Origin of the sequence: Micromonospora sp. NPDC049801 (assembly GCF_040656575.1) — a bacterium.
Lineage (GTDB): Bacteria > Actinomycetota > Actinomycetes > Mycobacteriales > Micromonosporaceae > Micromonospora.
The window spans coordinates 1-14020 of record NZ_JBFAMS010000001.1 but is presented as its reverse complement, the minus strand read 5'-3'; the positions used below and the strand labels follow the sequence as shown (position 1 = coordinate 14020).

The 14020-nt window shown below is 72.4% G+C and carries 11 protein-coding genes; 8 read left to right on the top strand and 3 right to left on the bottom strand.

The window, feature by feature from the left end:
• The first annotated feature begins 28 nt into the window (after window positions 1-28).
• Window positions 29-913, top strand: a complete 885-nt coding sequence (locus AB0I89_RS00055; RefSeq protein ID WP_357117535.1) for an alpha/beta hydrolase — start codon at window positions 29-31, stop codon at window positions 911-913.
• Between the two features lie 112 nt (window positions 914-1025).
• Window positions 1026-1478, top strand: coding sequence for a DUF5709 domain-containing protein (locus AB0I89_RS00050; protein ID WP_355049857.1), 453 nt, complete (start codon window positions 1026-1028; stop codon window positions 1476-1478).
• 62 nt (window positions 1479-1540) lie between these two features.
• Here the strand turns inward: AB0I89_RS00050 and AB0I89_RS00045 are convergent, their stop codons facing one another.
• Window positions 1541-3139 (bottom strand): DHA2 family efflux MFS transporter permease subunit, encoded by a 1599-nt coding sequence (locus AB0I89_RS00045; RefSeq protein ID WP_357117531.1) that lies wholly within the window; start codon window positions 3137-3139, stop codon window positions 1541-1543.
• A 315-nt stretch (window positions 3140-3454) separates the two neighbouring features.
• On the opposite strand from AB0I89_RS00045, the gene AB0I89_RS00040 reads away from it, so the two are divergent.
• Entirely contained in the window at window positions 3455-4288 is an 834-nt protein-coding gene (locus tag AB0I89_RS00040) for a helix-turn-helix transcriptional regulator (RefSeq protein WP_357117528.1), read from the top strand.
• Window positions 4289-4402: 114 nt separating this feature from the next.
• Entirely contained in the window at window positions 4403-6007 is a 1605-nt protein-coding gene (locus AB0I89_RS00035; RefSeq protein ID WP_357117525.1) for a ricin-type beta-trefoil lectin domain protein, read from the top strand.
• Window positions 6008-6100: 93 nt separating this feature from the next.
• Here the strand turns inward: AB0I89_RS00035 and AB0I89_RS00030 are convergent, their stop codons facing one another.
• Window positions 6101-8632, bottom strand: coding sequence for an FtsX-like permease family protein (locus AB0I89_RS00030; RefSeq protein WP_357117522.1), 2532 nt, complete (start codon window positions 8630-8632; stop codon window positions 6101-6103).
• Complete coding sequence (locus AB0I89_RS00025) at window positions 8629-9387, bottom strand: ABC transporter ATP-binding protein (protein ID WP_357117519.1); 759 nt, start codon at window positions 9385-9387, stop codon at window positions 8629-8631. The genes AB0I89_RS00030 and AB0I89_RS00025 overlap by 4 nt, the downstream gene beginning before the upstream one ends.
• Before the next feature lie 148 nt (window positions 9388-9535).
• On the opposite strand from AB0I89_RS00025, the gene AB0I89_RS00020 reads away from it, so the two are divergent.
• From AB0I89_RS00020 to sthA, 4 genes are all read left to right on the top strand, one after another.
• Window positions 9536-10738, top strand: coding sequence for a histidine kinase (locus tag AB0I89_RS00020; protein WP_357117515.1), 1203 nt, complete (start codon window positions 9536-9538; stop codon window positions 10736-10738).
• Window positions 10735-11373 carry a response regulator transcription factor gene (locus AB0I89_RS00015; protein ID WP_357117511.1) on the top strand — a complete coding sequence of 213 codons (639 nt, stop codon included), beginning with the start codon at window positions 10735-10737 and terminating at the stop codon, window positions 11371-11373. The genes AB0I89_RS00020 and AB0I89_RS00015 overlap by 4 nt, the downstream gene beginning before the upstream one ends.
• Window positions 11374-11462: 89 nt before the next feature.
• Window positions 11463-12485, top strand: a complete 1023-nt coding sequence (locus AB0I89_RS00010) for a fibronectin type III domain-containing protein (RefSeq protein WP_357117508.1) — start codon at window positions 11463-11465, stop codon at window positions 12483-12485.
• Between the two features lie 53 nt (window positions 12486-12538).
• Entirely contained in the window at window positions 12539-13942 is a 1404-nt protein-coding gene (gene sthA, locus AB0I89_RS00005) for a Si-specific NAD(P)(+) transhydrogenase (protein ID WP_357117505.1), read from the top strand.
• The last annotated feature ends 78 nt before the right edge of the window (window positions 13943-14020 follow it).

Below are 14020 nucleotides of genomic sequence, written 5' to 3'. Positions count from 1 at the left end.
GCACGGGTCACGAATCGGGAGACAGTTCATGGGTTCCACCCACCACGACACCGGCGCGCTCGCGCCCGGCGCCCACTCGTTCACCGTCGACGGGGTGCGGCAGGTCTACCACGTCGCCGGCACCGGCCCGGTCTGTGTGGCGCACTCGGGCGGCCCCGGCATCGAGTGGTCCTACCTGCGGACGCCGAGCCTCGAAGAGCACTACACGATGGTGTACGTCGAGCCGGTCGGCACCGGCGCGTCGGGACGACTCGACAGTGCCGACGACTACCGGATGGACACCTATGTCCGTTTCCTGGACGCGGTCGTCGCGCACCTCGGGGAGCCCCGGGTGTACCTGCTCGGGCACTCGTACGGCGGTTTCGTCATCCAGCGCTACGCCCTGGAGCACCCGGACCGGGTGGCCGGGCTCATCCTGTACGACACCTCACCGCTCACCGGCGCCGACTTCTGGGCCGAGGCGATGACCAACCTCGCCGCCTACCCGCAGCGGCACCCGGACCGGCCGGAGGCGGCGGAGATCCCGGCCGCTCTCCAACGGGCCCTCAGCGCCACCGACGACGAGACGCTGAGCGCCGGTCTGGGCGCCGCGCTACCGGTCTACTTCGCGGACTTCTGGGCTCGGCAGGCCGAGTTCGCCCCGTTGCAGGCGGGTCTGCGGGCCTGGGCGGCGCCGGCCGGCGCGCAGGACCCGGTTCCCTTCGACGTACGCGACCGGCTCGGTGAGATCACCGCTCCGGCCGTGGTGGTCGTCGGGGCGCACGACTTCATCTGCGGCCCGCGCTACGCCGAGGAACTGCACGCCGGCCTGAAGGACTCGCGGCTGATCGTCCTGGAGCAAAGTGGGCATTTCGGTCACATCGAGCAGCCGGAGGAGTTCACCGCGGCCGTGGTGGAGCTGCTGAAGCGGTGATTGCCGCCGCCTCCCGAGGCCGGTTCGTCACAGCGGGCAGGCCTCGGGGGCCGGCCGTGTTGCACGGTCATAGGCTTGGCACTTCGCTGCGCCGTGACGAAGGAGAGATGCCGTGAGCCAGACGGATTCCGTCGACGAGTGGAACGTGGCCGAGGACGACGGGGTGCTGGACGCCTCCGACACCCTCGACGACGACCGGGTCGGCGACCCCCTCGACACCGGCATCGTCGCCGCGGACCACTGGACGGCGGCGAACCGGTTCGGCACCACCCCCGCCGAGGAGCGGGCGGGCGAGTCGTTGGATCAGTACCTCGCCCAGGAGGAGCCGGACGTCGACCCGTACGCCGAGGGTGGCGACGACGAGGACGAGCTGACCCGCCGGGGGTACGAGACCGAGGCGCGCGCGGGCCGTCTCGTCGAGTACGACGAGGGCGTCCGCGAGGACGACGAGGCCGACTCGGTGGCGTGGGACGCCGGGATCGACGCGGGTGGCGCGAGCGCCGAGGAGGCTGCGGTGCACGTGGTCGACGACCCGAACGGGCCGGGCGACGGTCCGCTGCGCTGACACCCCGCACACACCGCCGCGCTCGACACCGCAACGGGCGTCGAGCGCGGCGGGCGCGTCGGTCAGTGGATGACGACCGGCGTCTTCGGCAGGTCGGTCTGCTCGTCACCGAGCGGCTGCGCGGGCGTACGTCGGCGCGGCAGCAGGGCGGCCGGGATGAAGGTGGCCAGCACGAGCGCGAACCCCACCCAGAACGTGTGGGCGAACGACTTCGCGGCGAAGTCGAGACCGCGCTCGATGATCGAGGCGAGGGTCGAGGGGTCCACCGGCACCTGCGCGAGCACCTCCGGTCGTTGCTGGGAGGCGATGGCCAGCCCGGCCTCGGTGACCGGCTTGCCGCTGCTCTCGTCGACCAGGCCGGGGATCGGCCGGGAGCCGTTCAGCTCGTTGGTGAGGATCACCGACATCACGGCGGCGCCGACCGAGCCGCCGATCTGCTGCAGGATGTTGACGAGCGTCGAGCCACGCGCGACCTCCTGCGCCTGCAACGTGCGCAGCGCCGACGTCATGATGGGCATCATCGTGCCGCCCATGCCCAGGCCCATCACGAACAGCGACCCACCGAGCAGCCAGTACGACGTCTGCGGGTCGACCTGGGTGAAGCCGAAGAACCCGACGACGATCAGGGCGAGCGCGAACGGGACGGTACGGCCGATGGGTACCCGGTCGGCGAGCGTTCCGGCGATCGGCATGGTGATCATCGCGCCGATGCCCTGCGGGGCCATCAGCAGGCCGGCGGCCAGCGTGGACTCACCGCGCACCTGCAGGAAGTAGCTCGGGAAGAGCAGGCCGGCGCCCATGAACGCGATGATGAACACGAACAGCGTGCCCGCCGCGATGGTGAGGTTGCGGTTGCGGAACAGCCGCAGGTCGAGCAGCGGGTGCCGGGGCTTGAAGGAGTAGAGCACGAAGGCCACCACCAGCGCGCCGCCGACCAGCATCGGGGCCCACACCTTGGTCGCGCTGAACGTGCCCGCCTCCGGCAGCGACGAGACGCCGTACAGGAAGAGCGCGAGACCCGGGGAGAGCATCAGCATGCCGAGGAAGTCGAAGGACTCCGACGGCTCGGGGGCGTCCTTCGGGAGCGCCATCTGCGCGTAGATCAGGGCGATGACACCGATCGGCAGGTTGATCAGGAAGATCCAGTGCCAGCTCGCCGTGTCGATCAGCCAGCCACCGAGGATCGGGCCACCGATCGGGCCGAGGAGCATCGGGATGCCGAGGACGGCCATCAGCCGGCCGATCCGGTGCGGCCCGGCCGCCCGCGTCATGATCGTCATGCCGAGCGGCATGAGCATGCCGCCGCCGAGGCCCTGCAGGACGCGGAAGCCGATCAACTGGCCGATCGAGTCGGCGGTGGCGCAGAGCCCCGACCCGATCGTGAACAGAGCGAGCGCCACCATGTAGAGCCGCTTCGTACCGAACCGGTCGGCCGCCCACCCGCTGAGCGGGATCACCGTGGCCAGGGCCAGCGTGTAGCCCGTCATCGTCCAGGCCACCCGGGCGTAGGAGGCGTCGAACTCGGTCTGGAACGTGGGCAGCGCGACGCTGACCACCGTCACGTCGAGGATCGACATGATCGCGCCAAGGACGACGACACCCGCCACCTTGAGCACCGCGGCGTCGAGCTTGTCCGATGTCGCGACGGATTGCTGTGTCACTAACTCTCCTGAGGTCGGTTGATCCGGACCGATGGTGGGCGGTGGCGGCGATCGCCGCGCCGACCAGGCGCGGGACGGGACGTGCCGGGGCGACGACGCGCGGAGGCAGACTATCCGGGGACTGTGACGCTCTGCCGCCGGATTTCGTGACGGTCGTGTGGCGTAAACCGATCAGCCGTCCGATTGCAGCCAATCGGCGGAGTGGCCCGCGCCGCCGACCAGCCAGCGTCCGGCGCGGAACATCCTGCGCCGGCCCGTCTGTTGCACCCACCGTGTCGGTCCACCCCGCCGGCGCCCACCCCGATCGGAGTCACCGTGAACCGCGCCCACCTCGCCAGCTTCCTGCGCACCCGACGCGAGGCGCTGCGCCCCGAGGACGTGGGGTTGCCGCGCGGCCCGCGCCGACGCACCGGTGGGCTGCGGCGCGAGGAAGTCGCCGCGTTGAGCGGTATGTCCACCGACTACTACACGCGGTTGGAGCAGCAGCGCGGGCCGCACCCCTCCGAGCAGATGCTCGCCGCCCTGGCCCGCGGCCTACGCCTGTCCCTGGCCGAACGGGACCACCTGTTCCAGCTCGCCGGGCACGCCGTGCCCCACCGCGCGGTCCGCGCCGACCACGTCAACCCCGGGATGATGCGCATCCTCGACCGGCTGCACGACACCCCGGCCCAGGTGGTGAACCACCTCGGCGAGACCCTCGCGCAGACCGCGCCGGCCGTCGCCCTGCTCGGCGACGAGACCCGGCACACCGGGCTGGCCCGCAGCGCGCACCACCGCTGGTTCACCGACCCGACGGCGCGGGAGCGGCATCCGGCGCAGGATCACCCGGTGCTGAGCCGACTGTTCGTGGCGCACCTGCACGCGGCGTACACCCGTGATGGCGGTGGCTCGCGAGCCGCGGCGATCGTCGACGATCTGCTGGCCGCGAGCGGGGAGTTCGCGCAGTTGTGGCGGGAGCATCCGGTGCCGGGCGGTCCCTGCCCACCGAAGCGCCTCCTGCATCCGGAGGTCGGCGCGTTGGAGTTGCACTGCCAGACGCTGGTGGACCCGGACCAGTCCCAGACCCTGCTGGTCCTCACGGCCGCGCCCGGCTCTGAGAGCGACGACAGGTTGCGCCTCCTCTCCGTCGTCGGCGGTCCGCTCGGCTGAGGGTCGACGCCGGTGGCGGCGGGCAATTGTGGCGAAGACATTGATATCGATGCCTGCGGCTGTAATGATTAACACACTTTACAGTTGTTTCCGCCGCCCCGGAAGGACCCCGCCATGGCGCGACGAACGGTCGGGCACCCGCCCCGCCGCACCAGGTTGGCCGCCGCGTTCGCCGCGGCCCTGCTCGCCGTACCGACCGGCCTGTTCGTCGGCGCCTCCCCGGCGGCCGCCGCCGCCACGGGCGCCATCACCGGGTACGGCGGCAAATGCGTCGACGTGGCCGCCGCGAACTCCGCCAACTCCACCCCGGTGCAGCTCTACGCCTGCAACGGCTCCGCCGCGCAGCAGTGGACCGTGGCCGACGACGGCACGATCAGAGCCCTGGGCAAGTGCCTCGACATCGCGGCCGCCAGCACCGCCAACGGCGCCCGGGTGCAGATCTACGACTGCAACGGCACCGGGGCGCAGCAGTGGTCGTCCAGCGCGGGGCAGCTGGTCAACCCGGCCTCGGGCAAGTGCCTCGACGCCACCGGCACCAGCTCCGCCGACGGCACGCCGCTACAGATCTGGAGCTGCACCGGCGCCGCCAACCAGCTCTGGACGCTGCCCACCGGCGGCACCACCCCACCGCCGTCGAGCGGCTTCACCCACCCCGGAGTGCTGGTCAGCAGGGGTCAGCTCGACTTCGTACGGGGGCGGGTGCAGGCAGGCGCGCAGCCCTGGGCGGCGGCCTACAACCAGATGATGTCCAGCCGGTACGCCTCGCTGTCGCGCACCCCGTCGCCCCGCGCGGTTGTCGAGTGCGGCTCCTACTCCAACCCCAACAACGGCTGCACCGAAGAGCGCGAGGACGCGATCGCCGCGTACACCGACGCACTCGCCTGGTATCTCACCGGCGACGCCCGGTACGCGCAGAAGGCGATCCAGATCATGGACGCCTGGTCGGCGACGATCACCTCCCACACCGGCAGCAACGCGCCCCTGCAGACCGGCTGGGCGGCCTCGACCTGGCCCCGGGCCGCCGAGATCATCAAGTACACGTACAGCAGCTGGCCCAACGCCAACCGGTTCGCCGCCATGCTGCGCACCGTCTACCTGCCGGTGGTCCGCAACGGCTCGAACAGCAACGGCAACTGGGAACTGACCATGATGGAGGCCGCCATCGGGATCGCCGTCCACCTGGACGACCGGACGGCCTACGACGCGGCGGTGACCCGCTTCCTCAACCGCGCCCGCGCCTTCATCTACCTGCCCAGTGACGGCGCGCTCCCGTACACCGTGCCCGGCAGCGGCCTGGACACCAGCGGCGAGATCATCGGCTACTGGCAGGGCCAGGCCACCTTCGTCGCCGGCCTCGCGCAGGAGACCTGCCGGGACTTCGTCCACACCGGGTACGGCATCTCCGCCATCTCGCACGTCGCGGAGACCTCCCGGATCCAGGAGCGCGACCTGTACCCGCAGGTCGGTGAGCGGCTGCGGCAGGCCCTCGGCTTCCACTCGCGCTACCAACTCGGCGAGGCGGCGCCCTCCTGGCTGTGCGGCGGCACCCTCACCCGGGGCCTCGGCCCGATCACCGAGGTCGGTTTCAACGCGATGAGCAACCGGCTGGGCAACGTCATGACCAATACGCAGACCCTCACGCTGCAACAGCGTCCCGCCGGCAGCAACAACCTCTTCGTCGCCTGGGAGACGCTGACCCACGCCAGCAACCCCAACTGACCGCGCGGCGGGCCGGCGCCCACCGTAGGGCGTGTGTCAAAGCCCCTGGCCAAGGACTTTGACACACGCCCTGACGCCGGCCCGCCCCCGCACCTATCCCTCGACGCCCAGCGCCGCCACCGGGCTCACCCGCGAGGCCCGCCGCGCCGGCAGCACCCCGGCCAACGCGGTCAGCGCGACGAGCGCCACGAAGAGCCCGACCAGGGGCAGCACCGGCAACGTCAGCGGCGCGTTGAGCCCCAGCGCCCGCACCGCCAACCAGGCGTACGGGACGCCGAGCAGCAGACCGAAGGTCGCCCCGATCACCCCGTAGAGGCCGGACTCGACGGTCAGCATCGTGCGCAACCCGGCCCGGGAGAGGCCGACGGCGCGCAGCAGCCCGGACTCGCGTACCCGCTCCACGACCGACAGTGCGGTCGTCGACCCCACCCCGACCACGGCGATCAGCACGGTGAGACTCACCAGGCCGGCGGTGATCCAGACCAGGGCGCTCAGCACCGCGTCGTTGCGGTCCCGATCGTCGGCGAGCACGCCGATGTGCAGCCCGGGGGCGTCCCCGACCGCCTGCCGCAGCGCCCGCACCCCGGCGGTACGGCCGTCCTCGCCCGCGCGGGCGGCGTCGGCCAGCAGACCGCTGTACGCCGTCGGCCCGCCGATCCGGTCCAGGTCGGCACGGTCGGCGAGGATGCCCGCGTACAGGGGGCCACGGTCGGGCAGGACCGCCGCCACGCGCACGTCGACCGTCGACGCGGCGCGGCCGAGGGTGACCGTGTCGCCGGCCCGCAGCCCGGTGACGCTGGCGACCGCCTGGCCGAGCACGATCCGGCCGGGTCCCCGGTCGGCGAGGCTGCCCTGCGCCACGGGCAGGTCGGCGAGGGTCGGCAACGCCGACAGGTCCAGGTCGGTCGTTGAGTACCCGGCCTCGACGTCACCGATGCGCGCACCGCCCCGCAGGAGCGCGACGTCGTGGAGCATCCGGTACGGCACGACCCGGGTCAGCGCCGCGCTGGCCGCCCGCGCCCGCGCCAGGACGGCGACCGGCAGGGCCGTACCCTCGGCGGAGGCCACCTCGAAGTCGGCCGGCGCGGAGAGGGCCATGTCGCGATCGGCGACCACCCGCATGGACGCGCCACCGATGACCACGCCGGAGATCAGCGTCACGCCGAGCGCCACCACCACGGAGACGGCCGCGGCGCGGCGCGGCGTTCCACCGATCCCGCCGACCGCCAACCGTCCGAGGGCGCCGAGCTGGCGCAGCGGCCAGCCCACGACCGCCAGCACCGGACGCACCAGCAGCGGCCCGAGGGCCACCAGGGCGAAGAACGCCAACGCGCCCGAGGCGACCAGCAGGAACAGACCGAGCGTCGGGTCGTACGACTCCGCGCCCGGCGTCGGCATGCGGCGCACCGCCGCGACGCCGGCCAGCAACGCGCCGAGGGCCAGCAGCGCCCCGGACACCAGGCGACCCGCTCCGATGCCCCGCCGGCCGGCGGTGACGCTGGCCGCGCGCAACGCCTCCAGCGGCGAGACCCGAGCGGCGGAGAACGCCGGGGCGAGGACCGCCAGCACGGTGATCACGACCGCCCCGACCACCACCGCGACCGCCGGTGTCAGCGGCAGCCCCGGCGACGACACCACCGTGCCGAAGGCGCGCAGGACCGGCGGAAGCGCCTGCCCGACGGCCAGCGCGGCGGCCACCCCGACGACACCGGCGACCAACCCGGTCAGGGCACCCTCGGCGGTGAGCGCGCCCACCAACGCTCCCCGGCCCGCGCCGACCGCCCGCAGCAGCGCGAGGTGCTGCATCCGCTGGGCGAAGACGATGCGGAACGTGGAGGTGACCACCAGCGCCGCGGCGGCCACCGCGATCCCGACGAACATCCCGACCAGCGCGAACAGCCTGCCGACCTGCTCGGCCGCCGCGTCGGCCTCGGCGTCGCGTACCTCGGCGCCCGAGCGGACCGGCTGCTCGGCGGAGACCGCCGCGGCCAGGCGCTGGTGGACCGCCTGCGTCGCGCCCGGGGCCGCCCGCAGGTCGATCCGCTCCACGAAGGTCAGGTGACCCCACGCGGCCACGACGTCGTCCGGCGCGTAGGCGTTGGCGCCGTCGTCGACGGGAGTGTCGACCACTCCCGTGACGGTGAGCGGCGACTCGGCCGTGCCGTCGCCGCCCGTCCCGGTGGTCACCGTGCCGACCGTCAGCCCCAGCCGCTCGACGGTACGCGGACTCACCGCGATCTCGCCGGGCTGGTCGGGATAGCTGCCCTGGATCAGGCGGACCGTGGCCAGCGGGCCCCGGCCCGGATCCGCCTGGAGGTTGACGTATCCCCCGCCGACCGAGACACCGATGGTCACCCGGCCCACCGCCTCGACGACGCCGGGCACGGCGCGGACGTCCCGCAACGCCGTCAGGGCGGGCGGCCGCTCGGGGTCACCGACCACCAGGTCGGTGGCCGCCGGTGTGCCGCTGAGGGTGTCCCGGGCGGTCCGTTCGGTGATGTCCCGCGCCAACACGGTGCCGAAGACCACGAACGACGCGACGAGGATCGCGAGGCCGGTGAGAATCAGCCGGCCCGGCCGTCGGGCCGCGGCGATCACCTGGGTACGCAGCACGGTCGCCCTCATGCGGCCACCGCCAGGGCGCGCAGCGCGTCGGTGATCGAGCCCTGGTCCGGCTCGTGGATCTCGCCGGCGATCCGACCGTCGGCGAGCAGCACCACCCGGTCGGCGTACGCGGCGGCGATCGGGTCGTGGGTGACCATGACCACCGTCTGGCCCAGGTCGCGTACCGAGTCGCGCAGGATGGCGAGCACCTCCGCCCCGGAGCGGGAGTCGAGGTTGCCCGTCGGCTCGTCGGCGAAGACGACCTCGGGCCGCGACACCAGCGCCCGGGCCAGCGCCACCCGCTGCTGCTGGCCGCCCGAGAGCTCGCTGGGCCGGTGCCCGAGCCGCTGGCCGAGACCCAGCACGTCGACGAGGTGCGCGAACAGGTCACGGTCGGCGTCCCGGCCGGCGAGGTCCAGCGGCAGGGTGATGTTCTGCGCGGCGGTGAGCTGCGGCAGCAGGTTGAACGACTGGAACACGAAGCCGATCCGGTCGCGGCGGGCCCGGGTCAGCGTACGGTCCGACCGACCGGTCAGCTCCGTGCCGCCCAGCAGGACCCGCCCGGACGTGGGGGTGTCCAGCCCGGCCAGGCAGTGCATCAGCGTCGACTTGCCGGACCCGGACGAGCCCATGATCGCGGTGAACCCGGCCCGGCCGAAGGCGACCGAGACGTTGTCCAGGGCGCGGACGGCGGTTTCGCCGCTGCCGTACACCTTGACGAGGTCGACGGCCGCGACGGCCGCCTGCCCGGTCTGCGGTGGGGCGTGGGTTGTCATGGGTTCCTCCAGTGGTTGCGATGTGACCGCCGGAAGCCTCGCCCGCGCCGGGCGGCGGCCGCATCGGTCCCCGGTCGGGGAACGCGGCCGGGGGGTCTGTCTTTCGGCCGATCTGGGCCGGCCCTCCGCGTGGCTACGCTGGGTCACGATGAACGCGCCGATCTCCTCCACCTGGTGGGTACGCCTGGGTCAGCTCGCCGGTCTGACGGCGCTGGCCCTGCTCTGTGCCTTCGACCTGCGGTACGGCCTCGCCAGCGGGATGGGGGTGGTCGAAGCGCTGCGGGCCCTGCTCCAGGTGGGGTTGGCGGCGGCGACGGCGGTGGTCTGGCTGCCCGTGCACCGAACGGAATCCCGGGCGCTGCCGATCGCGGCGCTCGCGCTCGGTGTCGTCTCACTCACCGTCACCGCGGGCCTTCTGCTGCTCGGCAGGAGCGGAGCCTATCTGCTGGGTGGCACCTGGGGGCTGGCCGAGTCCGCCGGGATGATCGCGGTGGTGTTCGTGGTGACCCGCTTTGGCGCGGCCCGGTTCGCCCCCTGGGCGGCGGTGGTCGCCGCGCTCGCCGCCGCCGCGCTCCCGCTGCGCGCCGGCGCCGACCTGGTCTACGTGATCTTCGGGCTGCTCCAGGCGCTCGGCGCGGTCGGCGCCGCCGCCGCCGGGATCTACCTGCGCGTCGTCGCCAGCGGCCGGGAGCGGGCCATCGCGCTGGTACGCGCCGAGCAGCGCGCCGAGTTCGCCCGCGACCTGCACGACTTCATCGCCCATCACGTGACCGGCATCGTGGTGCAGGCGCAGGGCGCCCGGTTCGTCGCGGAACAGGACCCGCAACGGGTGATCGTCGCCCTGGAGCAGATCGAGCGGGCCGGCGCCGAGACGATGGCCTCGATGCGGCGGATGGTCGGCGTGCTGCGCAATCCGCACGCCCCGCCGGACGCGCCGCTGGCCCCGCTGGCCGGTGTGGCCGATCTCGCGCCGCTGCTGGAGGGCCACAACGGCACGACCAACGCGCCGGCCCGACTGTACGTCGACGGTCCGCTCGACGGGCTGCCGGTGGAGGTCTCCACCTCGGCGTACCGGGTGGTGATGGAGGGGCTGACCAACGCCCGCCAACACGCGTCGGACGCCCGGTCGGTGGCGGTGTCCGTGCGCCGTACGCCGGACTGGCTGCTGGTCCGGGTCGCCAACGACGGCGCGGGCCCACGCACGACGCCGGCCCGGGGGCACGGCTTCGGCCTGGTCGGTCTCACCGAGCGGGTACGCGCCCTGGACGGCACGGTCACCGCCGGACCGGGCGTCTCCGGCGGCTGGGTGCTCGACGCCGCGTTTCCCCTGCGCGCGGCGGTGACCCGATGATCCGGGTGCTGATCGCCGACGACCAGGCGATGGTCCGCACCGGTTTCGGCATGATCATCGGGGCGCAGCCGGACATGGCGGTGGTCGGTGAGGCCGCCGACGGGATCGCGGCCGTCGAGATGACCCGTCGGCTCCGTCCGGACGTGGTGCTGCTGGACATCCGGATGCCCCGCCTCGACGGCCTGGAGGCGCTCCGGCTGCTCGCCGGGCCGGGCGTCAAGGACCCGGTGCGGGTGGTCGTGGTGACGACCTTCGACCTCGACGAGTACGTGCACACCGCGCTGTCCCACGGCGCGTGCGGCTTCCTGCTCAAGGACTCCGGGCCAACGCTGCTCGTCGAGGCGGTCCGCGCCGCCGTCTCCGGTGACGCGCTGATCAGCCCGTCCATCACCGTACGACTGCTGGAGCACCTCAGCTCGCCCACCGCGCCGCGCGACGACGCGGGCCTGTCCCCACGGGAACTCGACGTCGTGAAGCTCGTCGCCCGGGGCCTGACCAACGCCGAGATCGCCGGCCAACTCTTCATCGCCGTCGGGACGGTCAAGACACACCTGGCCAGCGTTCAGGCGAAGCTGCCGGCCCGCAACCGCGTCGAGATCGCCGCCTGGGCCTGGGAACGCCGCCTGGTCAGCTAGACGGGGCATCCTCGCGCCGCCCACTGCCCTAAAATCGACGGCAGTGAATCGCCGGCCCGCTGCGGACAACCGGAGGCGAGGGATTCATCGTGCACCCAATCCGAACACGGCCCCGATCACGGGCCACCACCCTGGCCGTCGCCGCGCTGGCGGCCGCAGCGGTCGCGCTGGGCCCGAGTCCGGCGTACGCCGCCGACGACACCGAGCGCCCCACCGCCCCCGGCCCGATCACGGTCACCGCCATCGACACCACCTCGGTGGAGCTGACCTGGACCGCGTCGACCGACAACGTGGGCGTGGTCGGCTACGCGGTCTCGGCGCTGTTCGAGGACACCGGCCGGGCGTACTCGACCGACACCACCACCATCCGCATCACCGACCTGCGCCCGTCCCGGACGTACACCCTCAGCGTCGCGGGGCTGGACGCGGCGGGCAACCGGTCGGTGTCCAACCCGACGCTGCGGTTGACCATGCCACCGGGTGACACCGAGCCGCCGAGCACGCCGGGCCAGCCGGTCGCGTACGACGTCGCGGCGACCCTGGTGTGGCTGCGGTGGACCCCGTCGACCGACAACGTCGTGCTCGACCGGTACGAGGTGTACCGGGTCGACGCCAGCGGTCAACTGACCCTGGTCAGGGAGTTGTACCAGTTCCCGCCGAGTCCCACCATGACCCAGGTCAGCGGGTTGACGCCGAACACGACGTACACCTTCGTGGTGCGCGCCCGCGACGAGGCGGGCAACTGGTCGGCGCTGTCGTCGCCGGTCACCGTGACCACCCTGCCGCCCCCGCCGAGCTGCGCGGTCCGCACGGTCGCCCGGCAGGGGCCGGACGGCTTCGTGGCGTACCTCGCCGTCGAGAACACCGGTACGACGGCGGTGAACGGCTGGACGATGACCTGGCGGTTCTGGGCCAGCCAGCAGGTACGGGCCCTCTGGGGCGCGCAGGTCGTCGATCGGCCGAACAACAGCTACCTGCGGGTCCGCAACACCAGCCACAACGCGGTGATCAGGCCGGGCGGCACGGTGTCGCTGGGCATCGTCGCCACCGGCACCCAACTGCCGGAGGAGGTCACGCTCAACGGTGGCGTCTGCGTGGTGGCAGACGAGTAACGCTCGCGTCCGGGGTCTGGTGTCGACGGCGACATCTTGCGACGCTAACGCTCGTGTATGACTACGACCTGTTGGTGCTGGGCTCCGGACCCAGCGGTCAGAAGGCCGCGATCGCCGCCGCCAAACTCGGCCGGCGGGTTGCCATCGTGGACCGCCGCGACATGCTCGGTGGGGTGTGCATCAACACCGGCACCGTCCCGTCCAAGACGCTGCGCGAGGCGGTGCTCTACCTGACCGGCCTGAGCCAGCGCGACCTGTACGGCAGCAGCTACCGGGTCAAGGAGGAGATCACGGTCAGCGACCTGGCCGCCCGCACCCAGCACGTCATCACCCGGCAGACCGACGTCATCCGCAACCAACTCGCCCGCAACCGGGTCGCGATGATCACCGGTACCGGCCGCTTCGCGGATGCCCACTCCATCTGGGTCGACGCGGGCTCCGGGCGCGAGTCGAAGGTGACCTTCGACAAGGCCGTCATCGCGGCCGGCACCCGCCCGGCCCGCCCGGACAGCGTCGACTTCGACGAGCGGACCATCGTGGACTCCGATGGCGTCATCAACCTCCAGGCCGTACCGCGCAGCATGGTCGTGGTCGGCGCCGGCGTGATCGGCATGGAGTACGCGTCGATGTTCGCCGCCCTCGGCACCAAGGTGACAGTCGTCGAACGCCGCGAGCAGATGCTCGACTTCTGCGACGAGGAGATCGTCGAGTCGCTCAAGTACCACCTGCGGGACCTGTCGGTGGCGTTCCGCTTCGGCGAGGAGGTCGCCGCGGTGGAGAAGCACCAGACGGCGGCGCTGTGCATCCTCAAGAGCGGCAAGAAGATCGTCGCGGACACCGTCATGTACTCGGCGGGTCGGCAGGGCCAGACCGACGACCTGGCGTTGGAGGCGGCCGGGCTGACGGCCGACCGACGCGGCCGGATCGCCGTCGACGCCAACTACCGCACCTCGGTCGAGCACATCTACGCGGTGGGTGACGTGATCGGCTTCCCGGCGCTGGCCTCCACCTCGATGGAGCAGGGTCGGCTGGCCGCCCAGCACGCCTGCGGCGAACCGATCCGGGAGATGCACGGCCTGCAACCCATCGGCATCTACACCATCCCGGAGATCAGTTTCGTCGGCCAGACCGAGGCCGAGCTGACCGACGCGTCGACGCCGTTCGAGGTGGGCGTCGCCCGCTACCGGGAGCTGGCCCGGGGTCAGATCGTCGGCGACTCGTACGGGATGTTGAAGCTGCTCGTCTCCCCCGAGGATGGCCGCCTGCTCGGAGTGCACGTGTTCGGCACCGCCGCCACCGAGATCGTCCACATCGGTCAGGCGGTGATGGGCTGCGGCGGCACGATCGACTATCTGATCGACGCGGTGTTCAACTACCCGACCCTGGCCGAGGCGTACAAGGTGGCCGCGTTGGACGCGTCCAACAAAATCCGCAACATAACCCGAATAGACGGCTAACCCCCCCACCCCACCCCCCACCCCACCCCCCACCCCCCACCCCCCACCCCCAGGCCCCCACCCCACGACCCCGGTGAT

Coding starts and splice junctions, on each gene's coding strand:
- AB0I89_RS00055 (WP_357117535.1), top strand. CDS start 29: ATGGGTTCCACCCACCACGACACCGGCGCGCTCGCGCCCGGCGCCCAC.
- AB0I89_RS00035 (WP_357117525.1), top strand. CDS start 4,403: ATGGCGCGACGAACGGTCGGGCACCCGCCCCGCCGCACCAGGTTGGCC.
- AB0I89_RS00030 (WP_357117522.1), bottom strand. CDS start 8,632: ATGAGGGCGACCGTGCTGCGTACCCAGGTGATCGCCGCGGCCCGACGG.
- AB0I89_RS00025 (WP_357117519.1), bottom strand. CDS start 9,387: ATGACAACCCACGCCCCACCGCAGACCGGGCAGGCGGCCGTCGCGGCC.
- AB0I89_RS00020 (WP_357117515.1), top strand. CDS start 9,536: ATGAACGCGCCGATCTCCTCCACCTGGTGGGTACGCCTGGGTCAGCTC.
- AB0I89_RS00015 (WP_357117511.1), top strand. CDS start 10,735: ATGATCCGGGTGCTGATCGCCGACGACCAGGCGATGGTCCGCACCGGT.